Source organism: Arthrobacter sp. 10T44 (assembly GCF_056393885.1).
The window spans coordinates 206,872-227,812 of sequence record NZ_JBFTGT010000005.1 but is presented as its reverse complement, the minus strand read 5'-3'; the positions used below and the strand labels follow the sequence as shown (position 1 = coordinate 227,812).

At 68.4% G+C, this 20,941-nt stretch carries 16 protein-coding genes and 1 rRNA gene; 6 read left to right on the top strand and 11 right to left on the bottom strand.

Going from position 1 to position 20,941, the window contains the following annotated elements; all coding sequences use genetic code 11:
• From rrf to AC1DBL_RS11345, 3 genes are all read left to right on the top strand, one after another.
• Positions 1-95: ribosomal RNA gene (gene rrf / locus AC1DBL_RS11355) — 5S ribosomal RNA — on the top strand; the annotation flags it as partial.
• Positions 96-315: 220 nt separating this feature from the next.
• Entirely contained in the window at positions 316-1,167 is an 852-nt protein-coding gene (locus AC1DBL_RS11350; protein ID WP_476917844.1) for an SDR family NAD(P)-dependent oxidoreductase, read from the top strand.
• Positions 1,168-1,259: 92 nt separating this feature from the next.
• On the top strand, positions 1,260-1,562 hold the full coding sequence (locus AC1DBL_RS11345) for an excalibur calcium-binding domain-containing protein (protein ID WP_441418558.1): 303 nt from the start codon (positions 1,260-1,262) through the stop codon (positions 1,560-1,562).
• A 215-nt stretch (positions 1,563-1,777) separates the two neighbouring features.
• Here AC1DBL_RS11345 and AC1DBL_RS11340 read toward each other — a convergent pair whose 3' ends face one another.
• The 8 genes from AC1DBL_RS11340 to AC1DBL_RS11305 form a co-directional block, all read right to left on the bottom strand.
• Positions 1,778-3,601: a putative bifunctional diguanylate cyclase/phosphodiesterase gene (locus AC1DBL_RS11340; protein ID WP_441418557.1), complete on the bottom strand. Its 1,824-nt coding sequence runs from the start codon at positions 3,599-3,601 to the stop codon at positions 1,778-1,780.
• Positions 3,602-3,788: 187 nt separating this feature from the next.
• Positions 3,789-5,948: a putative bifunctional diguanylate cyclase/phosphodiesterase gene (locus AC1DBL_RS11335; protein ID WP_441418556.1), complete on the bottom strand. Its 2,160-nt coding sequence runs from the start codon at positions 5,946-5,948 to the stop codon at positions 3,789-3,791.
• A gap of 35 nt (positions 5,949-5,983) precedes the next feature.
• Positions 5,984-7,771 carry a putative bifunctional diguanylate cyclase/phosphodiesterase gene (locus tag AC1DBL_RS11330; RefSeq protein WP_441418555.1) on the bottom strand — a complete coding sequence of 596 codons (1,788 nt, stop codon included), beginning with the start codon at positions 7,769-7,771 and terminating at the stop codon, positions 5,984-5,986.
• A 209-nt stretch (positions 7,772-7,980) separates the two neighbouring features.
• Complete coding sequence (locus AC1DBL_RS11325; RefSeq protein ID WP_476926122.1) at positions 7,981-9,369, bottom strand: UDP-glucose dehydrogenase family protein; 1,389 nt, start codon at positions 9,367-9,369, stop codon at positions 7,981-7,983.
• Positions 9,366-10,547: a glycosyltransferase family 4 protein gene (locus AC1DBL_RS11320; RefSeq protein WP_476926121.1), complete on the bottom strand. Its 1,182-nt coding sequence runs from the start codon at positions 10,545-10,547 to the stop codon at positions 9,366-9,368. Before AC1DBL_RS11320 ends, AC1DBL_RS11325 begins: the two co-directional genes overlap by 4 nt.
• A 330-nt stretch (positions 10,548-10,877) precedes the next feature.
• A complete protein-coding gene (locus AC1DBL_RS11315; protein ID WP_476893281.1) occupies positions 10,878-11,126 on the bottom strand; it encodes a hypothetical protein in 249 nt (82 codons plus the stop codon).
• Entirely contained in the window at positions 11,119-12,567 is a 1,449-nt protein-coding gene (locus tag AC1DBL_RS11310; protein ID WP_476926120.1) for a flotillin family protein, read from the bottom strand. Before AC1DBL_RS11310 ends, AC1DBL_RS11315 begins: the two co-directional genes overlap by 8 nt.
• 202 nt (positions 12,568-12,769) lie before the next feature.
• Complete coding sequence (locus AC1DBL_RS11305; RefSeq protein ID WP_441418550.1) at positions 12,770-13,237, bottom strand: DUF4383 domain-containing protein; 468 nt, start codon at positions 13,235-13,237, stop codon at positions 12,770-12,772.
• A gap of 201 nt (positions 13,238-13,438) precedes the next feature.
• Here AC1DBL_RS11305 and AC1DBL_RS11300 point away from each other — a divergent pair, with 201 nt between their 5' ends.
• Positions 13,439-14,761 (top strand): cell division protein PerM, encoded by a 1,323-nt coding sequence (locus AC1DBL_RS11300; protein ID WP_476893295.1) that lies wholly within the window; start codon positions 13,439-13,441, stop codon positions 14,759-14,761.
• A gap of 34 nt (positions 14,762-14,795) precedes the next feature.
• Here the strand turns inward: AC1DBL_RS11300 and AC1DBL_RS11295 are convergent, their stop codons facing one another.
• Positions 14,796-15,227, bottom strand: coding sequence for a hypothetical protein (locus tag AC1DBL_RS11295; RefSeq protein WP_476893279.1), 432 nt, complete (start codon positions 15,225-15,227; stop codon positions 14,796-14,798).
• A 39-nt stretch (positions 15,228-15,266) separates the two neighbouring features.
• Here AC1DBL_RS11295 and purN point away from each other — a divergent pair, with 39 nt between their 5' ends.
• Entirely contained in the window at positions 15,267-15,833 is a 567-nt protein-coding gene (gene purN, locus AC1DBL_RS11290) for a phosphoribosylglycinamide formyltransferase (RefSeq protein WP_476893278.1), read from the top strand.
• Between the two features lie 56 nt (positions 15,834-15,889).
• On the opposite strand, the gene AC1DBL_RS11285 is transcribed toward purN, so the two are convergent.
• On the bottom strand, positions 15,890-17,242 hold the full coding sequence (locus tag AC1DBL_RS11285; protein WP_441418546.1) for an MFS transporter: 1,353 nt from the start codon (positions 17,240-17,242) through the stop codon (positions 15,890-15,892).
• A 160-nt stretch (positions 17,243-17,402) separates the two neighbouring features.
• Between AC1DBL_RS11285 and purH the strand changes: the two genes are divergently transcribed.
• On the top strand, positions 17,403-19,088 hold the full coding sequence (gene purH / locus AC1DBL_RS11280; RefSeq protein ID WP_441418545.1) for a bifunctional phosphoribosylaminoimidazolecarboxamide formyltransferase/IMP cyclohydrolase: 1,686 nt from the start codon (positions 17,403-17,405) through the stop codon (positions 19,086-19,088).
• A gap of 620 nt (positions 19,089-19,708) precedes the next feature.
• Here the strand turns inward: purH and AC1DBL_RS11275 are convergent.
• Positions 19,709-20,683, bottom strand: a complete 975-nt coding sequence (locus AC1DBL_RS11275; RefSeq protein ID WP_476893277.1) for a trypsin-like serine peptidase — start codon at positions 20,681-20,683, stop codon at positions 19,709-19,711.
• Between the last annotated feature and the right edge of the window lie 258 nt (positions 20,684-20,941).

The following is a 20,941-nucleotide window of genomic DNA, read 5'->3' as shown; positions in this document are numbered from 1 at the left end:
AAACGCCCGGTCCCATCCCGAACCCGGAAGCTAAGACCCACAGCGCCGATGGTACTGCACCCGGGAGGGTGTGGGAGAGTAGGTCACCGCCGGACAACCATTACAGCCAGGCCCCGACACACAGTGTCGGGGCCTGAGCCTTTTAACACACCAAGCACAGAGCTGAAGGTCTCCGTAGCAACCTGTGGAAGTGCGGGAGCGTGGGCAGGAACTTGCCACACCTGCGGGAGTGTTGGGTGGGGAGGAACACCTGCCGGCGCTTCAGCGTTGAATACTCTTGAGTAGCTTCTACTAAATACCAACTCGGGAGATCCCATGACTGCACGGACCATCGTCATCACCGGCGCCAGCGACGGGATCGGCGCGTCCGCCGCCCGGACCCTCGCCGCACGAGGCGAGAACGTCGTCGTCGTCGGGCGTTCGGCCGAGAAGACCGAACGGATCGCGAACGAAATCGGCGCGGACCACTACTTCGTCAGCGACTTCGCCGACCTGGCGCAGGTCCGCCGGCTCGCCGCGCAGCTGCGGGAGAAGTACCCGCGGATCGACGTCCTGGCCAACAACGCTGGCGGCATCATGGGCACCCGGGAGCTCACGGTCGACGGTCACGAGAAGACCTTCCAGATCAACCACTTGGCACCGTTCCTACTCACCACCGAACTGCTGGACACCCTGACCGCCAGCAAGGCCACCGTCATCAACACTTCCAGCGCCGCCAATTCGCTCTACGGCCGGCTGGACATCGACGACCTGGAGCTCGCGAACAAATACTCCGCCAATCTGGCCTACGGTAACGCGAAGCTGGAGAACATCCTCTTCACGGCCGAGCTGCACAACCGCTACCACGCAGCCGGTATCTCCACGGCGGCGTTCCACCCCGGCGTAGTGGCCACCAACTTTGCCGCGGACACCACCAGCCCGTTCCGCTTTATGTACCGAAGCTTCCTCAACCGGTTCATGCTGTCCCCGGAGCAGGGCGCTGACACCCTCGTGTGGCTTGCCACGGCCGTCCCGGGGCAGGAGTGGGTCCCGGGCGCCTACTACGCCAAGCGGGCGCTGGCGAAGGCCAACAAGCAGGCCTACGACGCGGAACTCTCCAGGGAACTGTGGGAGCGCAGCACCGCCATGGTGGCCCAGGACTCCGACAGGCTCGACCCCCGCGGTTGAGCCTCCTCCCAATGAACGGAATCGTGGGATAGTCTTTCCCTGCCCCTCGCCGACACGCGGCCGAGGGCTTCATATTGGGGGAGTGCTCGAAGGTGCGCCTGAAGAAACTGATGATTGCCTCGCTGGCTGCCAGCGCCGTCGTGCTGAGCGGCACCGCCGTGCCGGCGTCTGCCGCGCCGGCGCCGAAGTCGTACAAGAACTGCACGGAGCTGAACAAGGTCTACCCGCACGGCGTGGGCCGCAAGGGCGCCAAGGACAAGACCACCGGCAAGCGGGTCACCACCTTCCGCGTGGACAACACCCTCTACGGCTACAACGACGGCGGCGCCGTCCGGCACCGCGGCGAGTACGACCTCGACCGTGACAACGACGGCATCGCCTGCGAAAAGCGCTAACCCGACCTTTGCGCCGGGGCCCCGCCAGGCGGTGGGGGTCCCGCTGCTGACGTTCCTGCCCGGTTCTTAGGTAGGCCACGGGATGACTCCGCGCCAACCCGGGCTACACCGGGCTACACCGGGCTGCCGGAGTGCTGCCGGGGGTTACAACTGGGCGGGAACGTCGGCCGCGGAGCTGCGGGAGCGTCACGTGCCGGAGCTGCGGGAGCCGGAGGCTAGCCTGCGGCTTCGACCTTGTCGATCGCCGTCAGGGCGCTTTCCATAGTCCCGGCGAGGTCGCTGGCCGGGGCGGGCTTAGCAAACAGGTACCCCTGCAGCGAGTCGCAGCCCAGATCCATCAGGTACTTGGCCTGCGCCGGCGTCTCGATGCCCTCGGCCGTGACCTTCAGCCCGAGGTTTTGCGCGGCGTTGATCATGGTACGGAAGAACGGCAGGTGTTCCTTGCCCGTCTTGATCATCGCCACGAAGGAACGGTCGATCTTGACCTTGTCCAGCGGCAGTTCCTTAAGCCGGCCCAGCGTTGAGTAACCCGTGCCGAAGTCGTCCATCGCGATCCGGACGCCGGCCTCGCGCAGCTGTGCCAACTGCCGGAGCACGTCCGAATCGGCGTCGAAGAACACGCTCTCGGTCAGTTCGAGCATGAGCTGGCGCGGGTCCACCCCGGTGGAGGCGACAATGCCCAGCACGTCGGTGGCGAAGTCGCGGTGCTGGAACTGCAGGCCGGAGACATTCACGGCCACGCTGTACGCGGCATCGCCGGCCAGCCAGGGCCGGATCTCGGCACAGGCGCGGCGCATGACCTCGTCGCCGATCTCGCGGATCAGGCCGCTCTGTTCGGCCACCGGCAGGAACTGGTTGGGCGGCACCAGCTTGCCGTGCCGCTCCCAGCGCGCGAAGGCCTCGAACTGCACCACGGCGCCGAGCCCGGGGGACACCACCGGCTGGTAGTGGACCGAGATCTGCCCCAGTTCCACCGCCTGCCGCAGGCCGGTCTCGCCCTGGGCTTTGTTGGCGGCCGTGTTCAGCATCTCCGGCCGGAACTGCAGCCAGGTGTTCTTCCCCGCCGCCTTGGCCGCCGTCATGGCCGAATCCGCCTGCCGCAGCAGTTCAGCGCCGTCGTGGGTCTCCGGCGTCTTGGCCGCCAGTCCCATGCTGACCGCGGGCCGCACCAGCGATCCGCCGATCCGTGCCGGGACGTACAGGGACTCGGAAATCCGCTTCGCCACGGCTCCGGCATTGAGGCACTCGGTCAGCAGCACCACGAATTCGTCGCCGCCCAGCCGGGCCACAGTGTCGTGCGGCCGGACGCAGTTGCGCAGCCGGCTGGCCACCTCCACAAGCAGCTCGTCCGCGGCGGAACGGCCCAGCATGTCGTTGTAGCTCTTGAAATCGTCCACGTTGATCAGCAGCACATCCACCGGGTCCGGCCGGCGCAGCGCCGCGGCGAGGCGCTCGTTGAACAGGGTCCCGTTCGGCAGCCCGGTCAGCGTGTCCCGCAGCACGGCCGCCTTGAGCTGGTCGTCGTGCTCCGCGGGAGTGAGACGGGGAAGCACGCCGGTGGTGCCGGGCACCAGTTCTGCCTCCAGCGAGCCGAATGTCCGACGGCGGGGAGCGGCTGCCGCCGCGGCGGCACCCGCCGTGGCTCCGCCGTCGTGCGGGGTTGCGGGTGGTGTGGCGCCGGGGCGGGCCGGGACTCCCGGGCGCACGGAGACTGCGACGGTCCCGGCCGTGCCGGGCGCTGCCGGAAGCGCGGCGCAGGTGATTTGGACCGGGAACTCGGAGGCGTCGCCGCGGCGGCCCGCGCCGGTGAAGGGCGTCCGCCCGGCGCCGCCTTCCAGTCCGGCGAGGACCTTGTGGAAGTCCTCCCGTGCCGACTCGGCAAGCAGCATGCTGTAGTCGGCGCCCAGCAGTTGCGCCCGGGAATAGCCGAAGAGCTGCTCCGCGGCAGTGTTCAGGAAAGCGATGGATCCATCCGGGCCAAGCAGCAAGAGGGCGTCGGGGCTGTGCTCCAGCACTGTCTGTGCAAACGCTGCGTCCATGATGTGTACTGCCCCCAAAAGCGATGGATCTGTGAATGGTGCCGCGCACCGCCGGGAACCGGATTGGGTTCGCCGCGGCCGCGCCTGCTGAAATCATATGTGGTCGCTAGCACAGTCTCATGCCGCCCCGACAGTAATCGTGAAAGCGTGCGAATATGTCGTCCGGTCGCCCAGACAAGGGGCCGAACTAGAGCGCCACTGCCGGCTCCTGCAGGGCCGTGATGGCCTCCGCGGACTGTGCGACGGCCGCCGCCCGGCGTGCCCCGGGCACGGGGCGGGAGAAGAGGTAGCCCTGCAGGGCGTCGCACTCGTGTTCCATCAGGTACCGGGCCTGGGTGGGCGTCTCGATGCCCTCCGCCGTCACCCGCAGGCCCAGGCTGTGGGCCATGTGGATCATGGACGTCAGGATGGGAAGCCGCTCCTCGCCGGTGTGCAGCATGGACACGAACGACTTGTCGATCTTGACCGCGTCCACCGGAAGCTCCTGCAGGCGGCCCAGCGAGGAGTAGCCGGTGCCGAAGTCGTCCAGCGCCACCCGGATGCCCGCGGCGCGCAGGGTGATCAGCTGCTGGATGACGTGGGAGTCGGCGTCGAAGAACACGCTTTCGGTGACCTCCAGGACCAGCTGGTGCGGATCAACCCGGCTCCATGCGGCGATGTCCAGCACCCGCTCGGCGAAGTCCTTGTGCTGCAGCTGCACGCCGGAAACGTTGACGGCCAGGGTCCGCCCGGGGTCCTCCGCCAGCCAGGACTGCAGCTCGGTGCAGCTTTGCCGGAGCACCTCGGCCCCGATGTCGCGGATCAGGCCGCTGCGCTCCGCGGTCTGGATGAAGGCGTCCGGCGCCATCAGCACCCCGTCGCGTTCCCAGCGGGCCAGGGCCTCAAACTGGATTACCTCGCGGCGGTTCGTGGAGATTACGGGCTGGTAGAAGACGGTGATCTGGCCGAGTTCGACGGCGCGGCGCAGCCCCGCGGTCAGCTGCGTGCGTTCCAGCAAGGTGGCCAGCATCTCCGGCTGGAAGTGCACGTAGCAGTTCTTGCCTGCCTCCTTGGCGGCGTACATGGCCACATCGGCCTGCCGCAACAGCTCGGAGGAAGACATGTCCTCGGTGCCGCGCGTCGCCACGCCCAGGCTCAGCCCCGGGCGCATCAGGGTGCCCTCGATGGAGACCGGGGCGTTCAGCGTGGCCACGATCCGCTGCGCGACCGCGTCCGAATCGCCGCAGCCGACCAGCAGCACCACGAATTCGTCGCCGCCCAGGCGGGCCACGGTGCCGTGCGGGCCCACGCAGTTTTGCAGCCGGCGGGAAATCTCCACCAGCATCTGGTCCCCGGCGTGGTGGCCCAGGATGTCGTTGACTTCCTTGAAGTCGTCCAGGTCCAGCAGCAGCACCGCCACCGGTCCGGGGGACTCCAACGCGGCGGTGGCGCGTTCGTTGAACAGCATCCGGTTCGCCAGCCCGGTCAGCGGATCCTGGAACGCGAGGGCCTTCAGCTGATCAGCCTGCTGTGCCAGCTCGTCGAGGGCGCGGCGGGCCTGGTCCTGCGCCACGGTGCGGGAGGTGACGTCCCGGAAGTTCCAGATCCGGCCCACCACCTCATCGGCGACCTTCTGCGGGCGGGAATACAGCTCCACGGTGCGGCCGTCCTGGAACTCGAGGACGTCGTGGCTGTGCAGCTCGTGGTTGGCGTAGAGCTCGGCGACCTTGGCCTTGAAGCAGTCCGGGGCAACCAATTTCTGGGCGATGAATTTGACCAGGGCGTAGGCGTCCTCCTCGGCGAGGATCTCCCGCGGCATGTCCCACAGCCGCAGGTACTGTTCGTTGACGCCGGTGATCTGGCCGGTGTTGGACACCACCACGATGGCGTCCGCCGTCGTCTCCAGCGTCGCGTCCAGGAGCGAGACGGCGCTGCGCCGGCCGGCGTCGTGGTCCTGGCGGTGCGTGGTGTCGCGGACTGCGACCGCCACCGACGTTCCGGCCGGCGTGGTCACGAGCGAGCAGGTGATTTCCAACGGCAGTTCGCGGCCGTCGCGGTGCAGCCCGAGGCCGGGGAAAGGCCTCGTCCCCGACGTCCCTGCGCGGCCGAGCCGGCTCAGAACCCGCAGGAAGCCGCCGCGGTCGTCCTCCACCAGCAGCCGGTTGTGCGCGACGCCGATCAGCTCCTCGCCGGAGTAGCCGAACAGGCGCTCCGCCGCGGGATTCAGATAGGAGATGACCCCCTCCGTGGTGAGTTGCAGCAACGCGTCAGGGCCCTGCGTCAGCAGGGTTTCCGCCAATCCTTGTTCCACGTCGATGCCAGCCCCCGGGCGTTCGTCACTCGAATCCACCGGCAGGGCGGTGGTCATTAAACTTCAAGCATCATAGGGCCATGAGACCCAAATCACAGCACCGACTGCGTTTGGGCGGCAGTGTCGTGGCGCAATGCGGTGATGGTCCGGGCCGACGCCGAGAGCGCAGCGGGCAGACCGGTCGCCGGTTGGGGCCGGGAAAACAGGAAGCCCTGGAGGGAATCGCATCCGCGTCGCATCAGGTACTCGGCCTGTTCCCGGGTCTCGACGCCTTCAGCGGTGACGGTCAGGCCCAGGCCGTGGGCCATGTCGATCATGCAGTTCAGGATGGGGAGCTCCTCGGTACCGGCGTGGATCAAGGCGACGAAGGACTGATCGATCTTGAGCGTGTCCACCGGGAGGTCCTGCAGGCGGCCCAGCGAGGAGTAGCCGGTGCCGAAGTCGTCCAGCGCCACCCGCACCCCGGCGCCACGGAGCTGCACCAGCTGGCGCTGGACCTGGCAGTCGTCGTCGAAGAAGACACTCTCGGTGACCTCCACGACCAGCTGGTGCGGATCCACCCCGCAGGAGCCCGCGGTCGCGAACAGCAGCTCCGGGAAGTTGCCGTGCTGGAGCTGCACACCGGAGACGTTGACGGCGAGGGACCGGGTGGGGTCCGCGGAAAGCCAGGGCTCCAGCTCCGTGCAGCCGCGCAGCAGGACCTCGGTGCCGATTTCGACGATCAGGCCGCTGCGCTCCGCGGCGGGAATGAACTGATGCGGCGGGACGAGGGCACCGTCGCGTTCCCAGCGGGCCAGCGCCTCGACCTTGACAACGGTGCCCAGCCGGGCGGAGACGATTGGCTGGTAATGCACCGCGATCTCCCCGCTGTCGACCGCGGTGCGCAGCCCGGCCTCCAGGTCGGTGCGCTCCAGCAGTGCGGTCATCATTTCCGGGCGGAAGCGCAGGTAGCGGTTCTTGCCGGCGGACTTGGCAGCGTACATGGCGATGTCGGCGCGGCGGAGCAGCTCGGAGGCATCGACGGCGTCTTCGCTGATGGACGCCAGCCCCAGGCTCAGGCTGGGCCGCAGCATGGTGCCATCAATCCAGACCGGCAGCTTGAGGGATTCGACGACCCGCGCGGCGGCCGCGTCGGCGTCGAGCGACCCGACCAGCAGGACCACGAATTCGTCGCCGCCCAGCCGTGCTACAACGTCGTTGGGCCGGACGCAGGCGCGCAGCCGGCGGCCGACCTCGATCAGCATCTGGTCCCCGGCATGGTGGCCGTGGATGTCGTTGACTTCCTTGAAGTCGTCCAGGTCCAGCAGCAGGACGTCGACGGCGGTCCCGTAGGGTCCGGCCAAGGCGTGCGCCAGACGGTCGTTGAAGAGCTGGCGGTTGGAGAGCCCGGTCAGCGGATCCTGGAACGCGAGGGTCTTCAGCTGGCTGGCCTGCTGCGCGAGGTCCGCCATTGCCTGGTTGATCTGGTCCTGGGCTCGCCGGGCCGCGGTGACGTCTCGGAAGCTCCAGACGCGGCCCACCACGCGGTCCTCGACCTTCTGCGGGCGGGAATACCGTTCAAAGGTCCGCCCGTCGCGGAAGCGCAGCACGTCGTGGCTCTCGGCTTCCGGATCGGCGTAGAGGGCCGTGACCTTTGCGAGGAACTGCTCGGGGTCCGTGAGCTGGCCCAGGACGAAGCCCATCACGGACTCGTCGTCGCCGGTGTCCACGAGTTCGCGGGGGATGCCCCACATCGAGAGGAACTGGTTGTTGACGGAGGAGATCCGGCCCTCGGCACTGACCACGAGGATGCCGTCCGCGGTGGATTCCAGTGTGGCTGAGAGCAGGGACATGGCTTCGCGGAGCCGGGCGTCCTCCTCGGGGCGCGCTGAAGTGCTCACGCGGCCGTAACCGGACAAATCTGAGACCAACGATGCTGCATTCTGAATCCTCCCCTCAGAAATCATAGGGGGCGAAGCGCGGGCCCAGCGCCACGGCGCGGGCGTCCGGCGGGTTGCCGCGCTCCTGCTGGGGCCGGGCCGCTTAGGCCGGGCCGCTGGGTCCGGGCTGGGGCCGGACCGCTCAGACCGGGCCGCTGGGGCCGGGCCGCTCAGTCGGCGGTGGCCAGTCGGCCGGCGGCGGCCGCGTCCGCGCCAATTCCGGCGTCGGCCCGTCCCAGGCCCCGCACCGTCCACCCCGCCGCGGTCCAGGCGGCGGCGTCGAGGGCGTTCCGGGCGTCCAGCACCGTCCGGCGTCGGACCAGCTCCCCGGCCGCGGTCGGGGAGAGCGAGCGGTAGGCCTCCCACTCGGTCAGCAGCAGCACCAGTTCGGCACCGTCGAGCGCCTGCTCGACGGCGGCCTCGAAGCGCAGCTGCGGATAGCGCAGCCAGGCGTTGTTGATCGCCGCCGGATCGGTGACGGTGACATGCGCCCCCGCTTCGGCCAGTTGCTGGGCCACATCCAGGGCGGGGGAGTCGCGGATGTCGTCGGTGTCCGGTTTGAAGGCCGCCCCGAGCACGGTTACCCGCCGGCCGCCCAGCTGGCCGCCGCACAGCTCCCGGGCAGCCTCCACGGTGCGGGTGCGCTGGCCGCGGTTGATGCCGTCCACCGTGGCCATCCAGGCGTCCACCGAGTCCACACCCAACGCGGCGGCCTTCACCCGGAGGGAACGGATGTCCTTGGGCAGGCAGCCGCCGCCAAAGCCGAGGCCGGCATGCAGGTACCGGCCGCCGATCCGCGGATCCAGGCCCATCGCCTCGCCCAGCTCCGTCACGTCCGCGCCGGATGCCTCGCAGAGTTCGGCCATCGCATTGATGAAGCTCAGCTTGGTGGCCAGATATGCGTTCGACGCCGATTTGATCAGCTCAGCGGTCGCGAAGTTGCAGACGAGCCGGGGGATGCCGGCGCAGAGCAGCGGCCCGTAGACCGTGTCCAGGGCGGCGGTGACGGCGGCGCCGGCGCTGTTCGGGTGCCGCGCGGATTCCTTGCCGCCCGGCACGCCGTACACCAGCCGGTCCGGCACCAGGGAATCCTTCACCGCCGTGCCCTGGCGCAGGAACTCGGGGTTCCAGCCGAGGAGCACATCCGGGCGCCCGGCCAGCACACCGCGGAGCATGTCAACCGTGCCCACCGGCACGGTGGACTTGCCGACGACAGCGGCACGGGGCGCCAGGAACGGGAGCAACGCTTCGGTGGCGGAGACCAGGTAGCTCAAGTCGGCGCCGTCGGAGGTCTTGGACTGCGGTGTTCCGACGCAGAGAAAATGCAACTGCGCGCCGGCGGCGTCGGCGAAGCTGGTGGAGAAGGCGAGTCGGCCGTTGGCGCGGCCGTCGCGCAGGAGTTCGTCCAAGCCCGGTTCGTAGAACGGGGCGGCGCCGCGGTCCAGCTGGGCCACCTTGGCGGCGTCGACGTCGATCCCCACCACGGTGTGCCCCATCGAGGCCAGGGTGGCGGCGTGCACGGCGCCGAGGTAGCCGCAGCCGATCACAGAAATCTTCACAGGGTTGCTCCTCTGGTGGTTGAACGGGGGCTGGTGGAGCCGGTGCGGGCGGAACCGGGGCTGGCGGAACCGGTGCGGACCGCTTCGTAGTGCCGCACGAGCTCCTCGCCCAGCGCGTGCCAGGTCCGGCCCTGCACCGAGGCGTGGGCCGCGGCGGCGAAAGCGCGGCGCTTGGCGTCGTCGCCCGTAAGGTCTGCCACCCGGGACCGCAGGGCCGCGAGATCACCCGGTTCGTAAAGCCAGCCGGTCCGCGAATTCTCCACCAGGTCCAGCGGGCCGCCGCGGCCGGTGGCGACCACCGGGACGCCGGAGGCCATAGCCTCCTGGATGGTCTGGCAGAAGGTCTCGAACTCGCCGGGGTGGACGAACAGATCGAACGAGGCGACGGCCCGCGCCAGTTCCTCGCCGCCGAGGAACCCGGTGAACACGGCGTCCGGGAGCGCGGCTTCGAGGGTTTCGCGCTGCGGCCCGCCGCCGACGATCACCAGCCGGGTGCCGGGAATATCTGCGAGCACGGCCAGGTCCTCCACTTGTTTCTCGACGGCGAGCCGGCCGACGTAGCCGATGATGCGCTCGCCGCCGGGGGCGACCGAAGCCCGCCACGCGTCGTCGCGCTTCTCCGGGCTGAACCGCCGGGTGTCCACGCCGCGGCGCCACATGTGCACCCGGGGAATGCCGCGGCCCAGGAACTGGTTCCGCGCAAAGGTCGACGGGACCAGGGTGCGGGTGGCGAGCAGGTGGATCTGCTCCACCCGGTTCCAGGCCCAGTTTTCCAGGAACGGGACGCCGTAGCGTCCCGCGTAGCCGGGGACCTCAGTCTGATAGACGGCGACGCTGGGGATCCCCTGCTGGTGCGCGGCCTGGGCTGCCCGCCAGCCGAGCACGAACGGCGAGGCGAGGTGGACGACGTCGGGGGCGTAGTCGGCAAGGATTCGCTTGACCCGGGCCACACCGCCCAACGCCACCCGTACGTTCGTGTAGCCGGCCAGCGGCACTGACGGGAGCCGGTGCACCCGCGCGCCGTGGACCTCGCCGGGGACCTCGGGGTCCTGCGTGGACGGCGCGATCACCAGCACCTCGTCGCCGCGGTCCTGCAGATGCTCCAGAACCCTCAGGATGGAGTGCGTGACCCCGTTCATCTGCGGCAGGAATGATTCGGCGACTAGTGCGATCCTCACGCCTCCACCGTGGCCGCGGCGGCTGACGGCGCGGGGTCCCCGGTGTGGCCTGCGGGGGAAGAGTGGGTTAACAGGCGTGGGTGGGCCGCGGGTTCCGGGGGGCATGGCGGCCCTTCGGTGTCCCACTGGGCATGCCCGTCGGCCGGACGCGTGTCCGGACATCATCCCAATACGCGCGCTCGCTGCCGCGCCGAATGACGATTATCCAAAATTGGCCGCAAACCAGCTGCCCAGGCGGCCGCTTCTGGCAAATGGATGGTGCCGGAGCGCGCTGGTTCCCGTGGCCCTTCCAGTCCAGGGCCGCAGTGCCCGGCGCCGCGCCGGCCAGCGTCAGCGGCGCGGCTCGTGCCGCAGCACGTCCGGGAGTTCGTCCACGTAGACCGTCTGGGGCGGCTCGTAGTAGATGACCAGCACCTCGTCCCCGACGGCGAAGACGCTCTCCTTGTCGAACGGGTGGGCATGGAAGGCACTCGTCCCGCCGCGGAAGGGCAGCATGACCTCCCCGATGGTGCCGGGCCCCACCCGCCCCGTCACCCGGCCGATCCGGCCGGTCAGGCTGCGGTCGACTTCCTTATGCATCCGGGGCTTTCGGTGGCTGCTTGGCTGCCTGCCGGCCGTCCTGCCGGCCATCTTTCAATGCCGTCCGCAGCGCGGGAAGGTAGTCGCCGACCTGCGCCAGGATGCCGCCGATCATCCGGTTGATGCCCTCCCCGCCGTTGAGGACGGTGAGCTGCCCGACGTGGGCGAACGGCTCCGCGGCCGCGGCGATGATGGCCGGCATGTTCTCGGCCAGCTGCTGCGAGATGACCGCGTCCTGGTTGGTGCCGAGGGCTTCGCCGCGCGCCTTGATGCCGTCGGCTTCGGCCAGCGCTTTGGCCTTGATCGACGACGCCGTCGCGTCACCGCGGGCCTTCGTGGCGGCAGCCTCGGCTTCACCGGTGACCCGGGTGGCCCCGGCGGCGGCCGCGGCAGCTGTCGCATTGGCCTGCGCCTGGAGCTCGGTGCGCCGGGCGTTGACCTGTGCCTCGAGTTCGGTCCGGCGGGCCAGCGCCTCGGCCGCGCTGATGTCCGCGGATTTCTGTCCCTCGGCCTCGGTGCGCTTGGCGTAGGCCTTGGCGTCGGCGGGCTTGCGGATGGTGGTCTGGAGTTTTTGTTCCTCACGGTCCGCCTCGAGCTTGGCGACCTCGGTTTCCTGCACCACCACCTGCTGCCGCGCGGTGGCCTCGGCCAGCGGTCCGGCCTGGGCGGCGTTGGCCCGGGCCCGTTCGGCGTTGGCCTGCGCCTCCGACTGTTTGATCGCGGAGAGGCTCTGGGCGTCGGCGATTTGCGCGGCCGCCTCCGCCTCCCGCTCGGCCGCCTCACGGTTCCGGGTGGCCTCCGCGATCCGGGCTTCCATCTTTACCTGGGCGATGTGCGGCTTGGCGATGTTCTGGATGTAGCCGGTGGGGTCCTGGAGGTCCTTGATCTGGAGCGAATCCACCACCAGGCCGAGCTTTTCCATCTCCACCCCGCTGGCGCTGCGGACCTGCGAGCCGAGCTTGTCGCGCTCGCGGATGATCTCCTCCACGGTCATGCTGCCGATGATGGAGCGCAAATGTCCCTCGAAGACGTTGTAGACCTGGCTCTGCATCTTGGGCTGCTGGCCGAGGAAGCGGCGCGCAGCGTTCGCGATGAACGGCGGCGCGTCGCCGATCTTGTAGATCACCACGCCCTCGACGATCACCTGGATGCCCTGGGAGGTCACGCAGGAGACCTTGAGCTCCGTCTCGTTCAGGGTCAGGGACAGGGTCCGCACGGTCTGCAGGCCGGGAAACACGAGCGCCCCCTTGCCGGTGACGATCTTGAAGTCCATGCCGTCCCGCGTCTCGAGGGTTCCGCGGGTCAGGCCGGAGATGATCAGGGCCTCGTTCGGTTCGGCCACCTTCCACATCAGCTTGATCGAAATCCAGATCACGGCGACGACGACGAGTGCCCCGACGAGGACCGCGAGGAACGGGATAAAAGCTGAGAAGTCCGGCATGGAAACTCTTTCAGGTCGTTGGGTCAGGCCAGTCTGGGGTGCTGCCGCCGAATAAGTCCAGCATTTGGCGGAACGGCTGGGGCAAAAGAAAGCTGGTGCGGACACCCATGAAGCTCCAGGCGCCCGCACCAGCAGGTAGTACGAATTTGTTGGATTACTGAGAATCGGTCCTCATTCGCGGCTCCCTTTTCCCGGTGTTCGCTTACCGGGTTTGTGCGTCATCGGCCAGATGCCTCGAGAGCAGCCAGCCGGCGCCAATCATTGCCACGCCCAGCACCATGTGGGTCCAGTTGTCCATGGTGTTGAACGCCAGGAAATTGGCCGCCGACCCCACGCCGACGATCAGCCCGTAAACGCTAAAGACGATGTACAGCAGGCCGAAGCCCATGAGGAAGTTCCGGGCTCCCATGCCGTTGCGGGACATGGTCAAGCCCGCGGCGCCAATGGCCAGCTGAACGATGTTCAGCAGCATGGACACCTGGAACAGGCCAAGGAACATGGCCCTGGAATCTGGCCCGAAGAACCTCAGCTCGCTGTACTGCGTGGTGATGCCCGGGATGAACCCCAGGACACCCACGACAAGAAGGACAATACCCACACCCATGCCGACGTTTTGGACATCAGTCCGTCCGAAATGTACGCCGTGTGCATGTGGGGATGCGGTAGTCATTTTCTGCCTCCAACCACTGATTGCGGACACCTTAAATTTTACGGCGGGGTAGCGGAAAAAGCGCCGCCGCAGGGCCACCTGCGGTGGTGCGCTCGGGGCGCGGCGGGCGGCGACGGCAACGTTTCCGGCCGGCTGAAATCGGGGGCCCAAGAGCCTGTCGGAACCCGGCGGAAGGCCCCGCACGTGGCACCATGGAAGACGATGAAACTGCGCGCTGATCAGACCGGGAACCGTGGCCTTCCGATGCCTCTATGGCTGCAGGGGGCGCTGGAGTCCGCGCAGGCCGCCGTGATCTCCGCACTCGTCGTGATCGCACCAATTATCGCGGTCTGGGCCACGGCCGGATTCCGCGAGGGCGGCTTTGAATTCCTCGCCCGGCTGGCCGGCCAGGCCTGGCTGCTGATCCACGGCGTCCCCTTGCTGCTCGAAACCGTCGGCGCCGGAACCGCGGGACGGCCCGAATCCGGCACCCTGTCGCTGATCCCGCTGGGCCTCACGCTCCTCCCGTTCCTGCTCGCCTGGCGCGCGGGGCGGCGGCTGGCCCGCGCCTCCTACACTGACCAGCTCTGGCAGGCGCTGCTCGGCTCCTGGATGATGTACGGCGCCTTCGGATTCGCCACCGGTTTCGTCTGCCGCACCTCCGAGGTCGGTGTCAGCCTGTGGTACGCCTCCATCGTCCCGTTGATCCCCTTCGCGCTCGGCATGGTGATTGGTGCCCGCCGGGAAGCGGGCTCCTGGAGCCGGCTGATCGGCGTCGACGCCGTCGCCTGGCTCTCGCGCACCAGCCAGCACTCGCGCTGGGCAGGCTCCTACCTTGGCTCCGCCGTCAAGGCCGGCTTCGTGGCCGTGATGGCCAGCCTGGCCATGGCTGCCGCCCTCCTCACCGTGGACCTCATCATCCACTGGAACCTCATCATTGCCGTCTACGAGGCGCTCGACGCCGGCCCGGTGGGCGGCGCGGCGCTCACCATCGCGCAGTTGGGCTACCTGCCCAACCTGGCCGTGTTCGCGCTGGCCTGGACTTCCGGCTCCGGGTTCGCGCTCGGCGTCGGATCGCAGGCCGGGCCGCTGGCCACCGCCGTCGGGCCGCTGCCCTCCATCCCGGTGTTCGCCGCGCTGCCCGCCGGTGCGCTGGAGTACGGCTTCGTGGCCCTCGTGGTTCCTGCGCTCGCCGGGCTCCTGGCGGGCTGGTGGTTCCTGCGCGAAGGCGAAAACCACTTCGACGAATGGCTCTCCATCAAGGTCAAGGCGCGCTGGTTCACGGCCACCGTCTCCACGCTGGTCCTGGGCGCCATGATCGGCGCCGTGGCAGGTCTGCTCGCGGCGGCGCTGGCTTGGTTGGCCCGCGGTTCCGCCGGCATCGGACGGCTCACGGAGATCGGCCCGGACCCCCTGACAACGGCGTTGTTCGTGGCAGCTGAAACGGGCATCGGCGTCGTGATCGGCTACGCGGCCGGGCCGTGGCTGGAACGACGGCAGAAACTGCACGAAGCGGATCTGGAACTGGCCGCCGAAGCCGATTAAACGGCGACGTTCCGGGCCTGGCGGGTGGCCGGCGCTAGCGCAGCTGCGTGGGCAGCGAATTCTCCAGCTGGGTCCGGCACGCCGAGGCAGCCTGCTGGGTCAGGGCATGGCGGGCGCACTGCTGGTAGTCCCGGATCTGGTTGAAGAACACCGCGGAGGCCAGCACCATCAGCACCATGACCGCGGAGACCACCAAACCGGAGATGGTGCCGAACAGCACCAGGCGGGATTCCTTGAGCTTCGCCGCACGCACGAGCAGTACGATGCCGAGCACCAGTGCGGCCGCGGTAAGGATTGCGGTGAGCCAGAGGTAGCTGACGTCCAGCTGGAAGACGAAGAACGCCCCAAGCACCGTGACGATAAACGCGCGGAACAGGTTGTGCGTCCGGAGCAGCGATGCCTGGGCCGCTTCGCTCCGGGGATTCTGTCCCCGCTGGGCTCCGCCGGGGTCCTGGGGGGAATTCATATTTTCCAGCGTACGCGAGTGGCCCCATAAGCTAAGTCAATGCGCATAGTTGTCCTCGTCTCAGGCACCGGCTCCAATCTCCAGGCAGTCATCGACGCCGTCAGGGCCGGCGAGCTGGACGTGGAACTCGCCGCCGTTGGCGCCGACCGGCCCGGAACGTACGGGGTGGAGCGCTCCGCGGCCGCTGGGATCCCGACCTTCGTGGTGGATTTCAAGGCCTACCCGGACCGGGCCGCGTGGAATGCCGCGCTTATCGAAGCCGTTGCCGCCTACCGGCCCGACGTCGTCGTGTCCTCCGGGTTCATGCGGATTGTCAGTGCCGACTTCATCGACGCGTTCGGCGGCAAGTACCTGAACACCCATCCGGCGCTGCTGCCGGCCTTCCCCGGCGCGCACGGCGTCCGCGACGCCCTGGCCTACGGCGTGAAGGTCACCGGGTGCACGGTGCACTGGGCGGACGCGGGCGTCGACACCGGCCCGATCATCGCCCAGGAAGCCGTGAGCGTGGACGACGGCGACACCGAGGACACCCTGCACGAGCGCATCAAGACGGTAGAGCGGCGGTTGCTGGTGTCGACGCTGAAGTCGCTCGCCGCTGCGGAGTAGTCCGGCCGCCCAACGGCCTCAGCTGCGAGTTAGTTGGGGGAGCGGTGGCGGGAAAGCTACTCCAGACGGCGCTGCTTGGTTTCCGGGGCAAAGAACGCCATCCACAGCACCGAGATCAACACCAGGCCGCCGGCCAGGGCGAAGGACGTGGCCAGCCCCAGTTCAGGCCACAGGAACGTGGCGAAGATCAACGGCCCGAACCCGGCGCCGAGCCGGGAGAACGTCGAGGCCCAGCCGAAGCCCGAGCCGCGCAGCTCGGTCGGGTAGAGCTCCGACACGTAGGCGTACAGCACCGGGATCGCCACCTGCACCACGAAGCCGAACACCAGCAGCCAGAACACGGCCGCCGTCGGGATGTCCACGACGACGGCGACAATCACCAGCGTCAGCGCCGACAGCGGGCCGGTGATGGCAAGGATCCACTTGCGGCCCGTCCGCTCCACCAGCAGCGCGGCGACCACCACGCCCAGCAGGCCGACGGCGGCCATCGACGCCGTCGTCAGGAACGCCTTGTACTCCTCGAAGCCGGCGCCGATCAGGATCCGGGGCATCCAGGTCAACGACAGGTAATAGACCAGCAGGATGCTGAAGAACAAAGCCCAGGCCGCCGTCGTAATCTTCCAATTGAACTGCCAGAGCGCGCGCAACTGGGTCCAGGCGCTGCCGGCGGAAAGCCGGGGCGCGTCCTGGGGTTCGGGCAGGCTGTAGACCCGGGCCTCGGCGCCGGTGGCCGCGACCAGGTCGTCGATCACCCTGGCGGCTTCCTCGCGGCGGCCCTTGCGGATCAGGAACAGCGGCGACTCCGGGACGCTGCGCCGGATCCAGAACACCAGCAGCGCGGGCAGCACCATGATCAGCATGGTCAGCCGCCAGTCGGCGAAGGCGGCGATCAGCCCGGCCGAGACGAACCCGCACAGCGCCGCACCGATCGGCCACCAGCCATCCATCGCGGTGAGGACCCGGCCGCGCTGCTTGCGGGGCGTGAACTCGCCCACCAGTGCGTAGTCCACCGGGATGCAACCGCCCAGGCCGAAGCCCGCCATGAACCGGAACGCCACGAACCAGAGGAAGTCGGGGGAGAACGCGCCCAGCACCGTGAACACCGAGAAGATCAACAAGGTGGCGGTGAAAGCCTTCTTGCGCCCGATCGTGTCCGCGATGGTGCCCCAGACAAAGGCGCCCACGGCCATACCGATCAGGTTGGAGGTGCCGATCCAGGCCGCGTCGCCAGCGGTCAGGGACCAGTGCTTTGACAGCAACGGAATGAGGATCCCGTTCAGCGTGACGTCCCAGGCATCGAACATGAAGCCCAGGCCGCCGATCAGGAAAATCCGGCCCTGGACCTTCCACCGCCACGGCAGTTCCTGGACCACCTGTTCGCCGCTGGGCACAGTGGTGTAAGTATTCATCTCGCCTCCTGGGAAAACTCTACGTCCCGGCGCGCGCCAGCGGTGAAGCTTCACACTCGGGCGCGCTGGCTCCCGGCGGGGATGCAGAGAGCCATGACGCGATAAACTGGCCGCATCCCCACCACCCGCGGCCGCGCCGCGATATAAGACGGAGACTTTTGTGAGCTTTACGCAGCTTGAGCGTGTATCCATCGACCGTGTTCCCATCCGCCGGGCCCTCATCTCGGTCTACGACAAGACCGGTCTGGAGGAGCTCGCCAAGGGCCTGCACGAAGCCGGCGTCAAGATCGTCTCCACCGGTTCCACCGCCAAGAAGATCGCCGCCGCCGGAATCCCGGTGCAGGAAGTCGAAGAAGTCACCGGCTCCCCGGAAATGCTGGACGGCCGCGTCAAGACCCTGCACCCGCGCGTGCACGGCGGCATCCTCGCCGACCGCCGCGTCCCGGCGCACATGAAGACGCTCGAGGACATGTCGATCGAGCCGTTCGACCTCGTCGTCGTGAACCTCTACCCCTTCGTGGAGACCGTAAAGTCCGGCGCCGCGCAGGACGACGTCGTCGAGCAGATCGACATCGGCGGCCCCGCGATGGTGCGGTCGGCCGCGAAGAACCACGCCGCCGTCGCGATCGTGGTGGACCCGGCCTCCTACGGTTCCGTCGTGGAGGCGGCCTCCTCGGGCGGCTTCGACCTGAAGACCCGACGCCGGCTCGCCGCCAAGGCGTTCGCGCACACCGCGTCCTACGACACCGCCGTGGCCACCTGGACCGCCAGCCAGTTCCTGGATGAAGACGGCGACGGCGTGATCGACTGGCCCGCCTACGCCGGCCTGGCCCTGGAACGCTCCGAGGTCCTCCGCTACGGCGAAAACCCGCACCAGCAGGCCGCGCTGTATGTGGACAAGGCTGCCCCGGCAGGTATCGCCCAGGCCGACCAGCTGCACGGCAAGGCGATGAGCTACAACAACTTCGTCGACGCCGACGCCGCCCTGCGCGCCGCGTTCGACTTTGCCGAGCCCGCCGTTGCGATCATCAAGCACGCCAACCCCTGCGGCGTTGCCGTGGGTTCCGCCGCCGCGGCGGACCCGATCGCCGACGCCCACGCCAAGGCCCACGCCTGCGATCCGGTGTCAGCGTTCGGCGGCGTGATCGCGGCCAACCGCACCGTCACCGCCGGCATGGCCCGGACCGTGGCCGGGATCTTCACCGAGGTCGTCATCGCGCCGGGCTTTGAGGACGAGGCCGTGGAGATCCTTGTCAAGAAGAAGAACATCCGCCTCCTGACCCTGCCCGAGGGCTACGGCCGCTACCCGACCGAGTTCCGCCAGGTCTCCGGCGGCATGCTGGTCCAGGCCACGGACAAGGTCGACGCCGAGGGCGACGACCCGGCCAACTGGACGCTCGCTGCGGGAGAGGCCGCCGACGCCGCCACCCTGGCCGACCTCGCCTTCGCCTGGACGGCCTGCCGCGCGGCCAAGTCCAACGCGATCCTGCTCGCCGCCGACGGTGCCGCCGTCGGGATCGGCATGGGCCAGGTCAACCGGCTCGACTCCTGCCGTCTCGCCGTCGAGCGGGCCAACACCCTGGGTGTCACGGTGGAGTCCGATGTGGAAGGTGCCGGCGGGGCATCTAACACCGATGCCGCCGGCGCTCCGGAACGGGCCCGCGGCGCCGTTGCAGCCTCGGACGCGTTCTTCCCGTTCGCCGACGGCCTGCAGATCCTGATCGACGCCGGCGTCCGCGCCGTCGTGCAGCCCGGCGGATCCGTCCGCGACGAGGAAGTCATCGCCGCAGCCAACGCCGCCGGCATCACGATGTACTTCACCGGAGCTCGGCACTTCTTCCACTAGGGGACATGCTCAACTGCTGCCACCAAGAATGGACATGCCCTTCCTTTCCGGGAGGGCATGTCCATTTTTGTGCTGTCTTTGGTGTGCTTCGGGGTCCAGGGAGCTGAGGCCGCGGGACATGCTCATTCTTCGGGGCCAGGAGTGGGCGCGGGCGGAAGACTCGGCGGGACATGCTCATCGTGCGCGCCATGGAGTGGGCGCGGGCGGAAGACTCGGCGGGACATGCTCATCCTGCGCGCCAAGGAGCGGGCATATGGGGATTATGTCCACTGGCCGGCGCGTGCGGCGGGCATGTCCACTCGGAGCGCCAAGGAGCATCGCCGACGGGCATGTCCATCCTTCGCAGTTCGGACCGGGCAAGACCTCCAGGCCTGACGGACATGCCCATCCTTGGAACCCACGAATGGACATAAGGGGGTTATGTCCGGCGGGTGGTCTGAGCGATGGGCATGTCCCTCGGGTGGTCTGAGCGATGGGCATGTCCGGTGGGGGGGCCAGGCTCAGGAACCAGCACACAGCAACGCGGGGTCACTTGCCGCCCTGTCGAGGGGGAGGGTGGCAAGTGACCCCGCGTTGCCCTATTCCTTTCCTAGGGTGTGGGCGTATTGGGGGTGGGGTTCTTAGGCGGCTGCGGCGGTGCTGTAGGCCTGCTGGATCACCGAGCCCCAGTACGGGCCGTACATCACGGTGGAGCGGCTGCCGTAGCCGTAGCTGTTGATGGAGTTCTGGTAGCCGGAGGAGCTGGTACCGATGAACCAAGGGCCGCCGGACGATCCGCCGGTCATGTCGCACGGGATGCCCTGGGCGTTGAACTGGGGATTGTTGGGATCATCGGAGGCCGGGCCGGTGCAGCTCTTCAACGACTGGCCGTCGAAGGGCGCCGCGGCCGGGTAGCCGTAGGACTTGTAGGTGAGGCCGCGCGCTGCGTTGAACTGGACGCCGGAGGCGCCGACGACGTCGGACAGGTTCTGTCCGTTCAGCGGGGACACGACGGCGAATCCGGTGTCGTACTGCATGTCGCCGGCCGAGCTCCACTGGGTCGTGGTGTAGAGGGCCTTGGCAGCCCACTTGCCGTACGGGGCGGCGCCGTTGAGGTAAGCGGGGACGAAGACGAAGTTGGTGGCGAAGGCCCCCGGACCCTCGTTGACGCAGTGTCCGGCGGTGGAGACGGTGCTCTTGTTGGTGGAGGTTACCGAGTTGCCGGAGCAGACGTAGTTGCTGCCGCCCATCGTGAAGAACACTTTGCCGATGTTGGAGATCGGCGACTCGTCGGCGTGCAGGGTGGTCTTGCCCTTGGCGGCCTTGCCGGAGATCTGCGTGCTGGCACCCTTCTCCACGGTGGCGGCGGAGGACTTGTTCCCGCGGGCCAGAGCCTTGTCCGCCAGCACGTCGCCCGGAATGGCCGACTTCATACGCTCGGGCGTCCAGTAGTCGGCGGCCCGCGAGCCGTCGACGGACTGGCTGGCCACCTGGGGAGCCTTCTTGTCCTGCGCCGCAACGGTCGAGGCGGTGGCGCCGCCGGCCGCGCAGATGGCCAGGAGGGCCGCGGCGGAGAGGCTGAGCAGGCTGGTGGCCAGAGTCTTGGGTGTTCTCATGGGTGTCCTAACCGGGAGGAATGCGGGGCGGCCTGCGGGTGCGGGCCGCTGTGATGGGTTAGAAACTACGTCAACTTGACGAACATGTAAAGAACTTTGTCAACAACTGTCACAGCAGATTCGCGCAGAGTTAGGCCGGCTGCACGAGTCACGGGGGCACCGGAGCCCGTCCCGGATAGGCGCCAATGGGGCCACCTCGGGTAAGTTAGAGCCGTTGAGCTAACACAAGATTTCCGGATATCCGCAGACTTTCAGGGA

Excerpts from the sequence above, each read along its gene's own strand:
- AC1DBL_RS11350 (WP_476917844.1), top strand. The coding sequence starts at position 316 with ATGACTGCACGGACCATCGTCATCACCGGCGCCAGCGACGGGATCGGC.
- AC1DBL_RS11340 (WP_441418557.1), bottom strand. The coding sequence starts at position 3,601 with ATGGACGCAGCGTTTGCACAGACAGTGCTGGAGCACAGCCCCGACGCC.
- AC1DBL_RS11335 (WP_441418556.1), bottom strand. The coding sequence starts at position 5,948 with ATGACCACCGCCCTGCCGGTGGATTCGAGTGACGAACGCCCGGGGGCT.
- AC1DBL_RS11315 (WP_476893281.1), bottom strand. The coding sequence starts at position 11,126 with ATGCATAAGGAAGTCGACCGCAGCCTGACCGGCCGGATCGGCCGGGTG.
- AC1DBL_RS11310 (WP_476926120.1), bottom strand. The coding sequence starts at position 12,567 with ATGCCGGACTTCTCAGCTTTTATCCCGTTCCTCGCGGTCCTCGTCGGG.
- AC1DBL_RS11305 (WP_441418550.1), bottom strand. The coding sequence starts at position 13,237 with ATGACTACCGCATCCCCACATGCACACGGCGTACATTTCGGACGGACT.
- AC1DBL_RS11300 (WP_476893295.1), top strand. The coding sequence starts at position 13,439 with ATGAAACTGCGCGCTGATCAGACCGGGAACCGTGGCCTTCCGATGCCT.
- AC1DBL_RS11295 (WP_476893279.1), bottom strand. The coding sequence starts at position 15,227 with ATGAATTCCCCCCAGGACCCCGGCGGAGCCCAGCGGGGACAGAATCCC.
- purN (WP_476893278.1), top strand. The coding sequence starts at position 15,267 with ATGCGCATAGTTGTCCTCGTCTCAGGCACCGGCTCCAATCTCCAGGCA.
- AC1DBL_RS11285 (WP_441418546.1), bottom strand. The coding sequence starts at position 17,242 with ATGAATACTTACACCACTGTGCCCAGCGGCGAACAGGTGGTCCAGGAA.
- AC1DBL_RS11275 (WP_476893277.1), bottom strand. The coding sequence starts at position 20,683 with ATGAGAACACCCAAGACTCTGGCCACCAGCCTGCTCAGCCTCTCCGCC.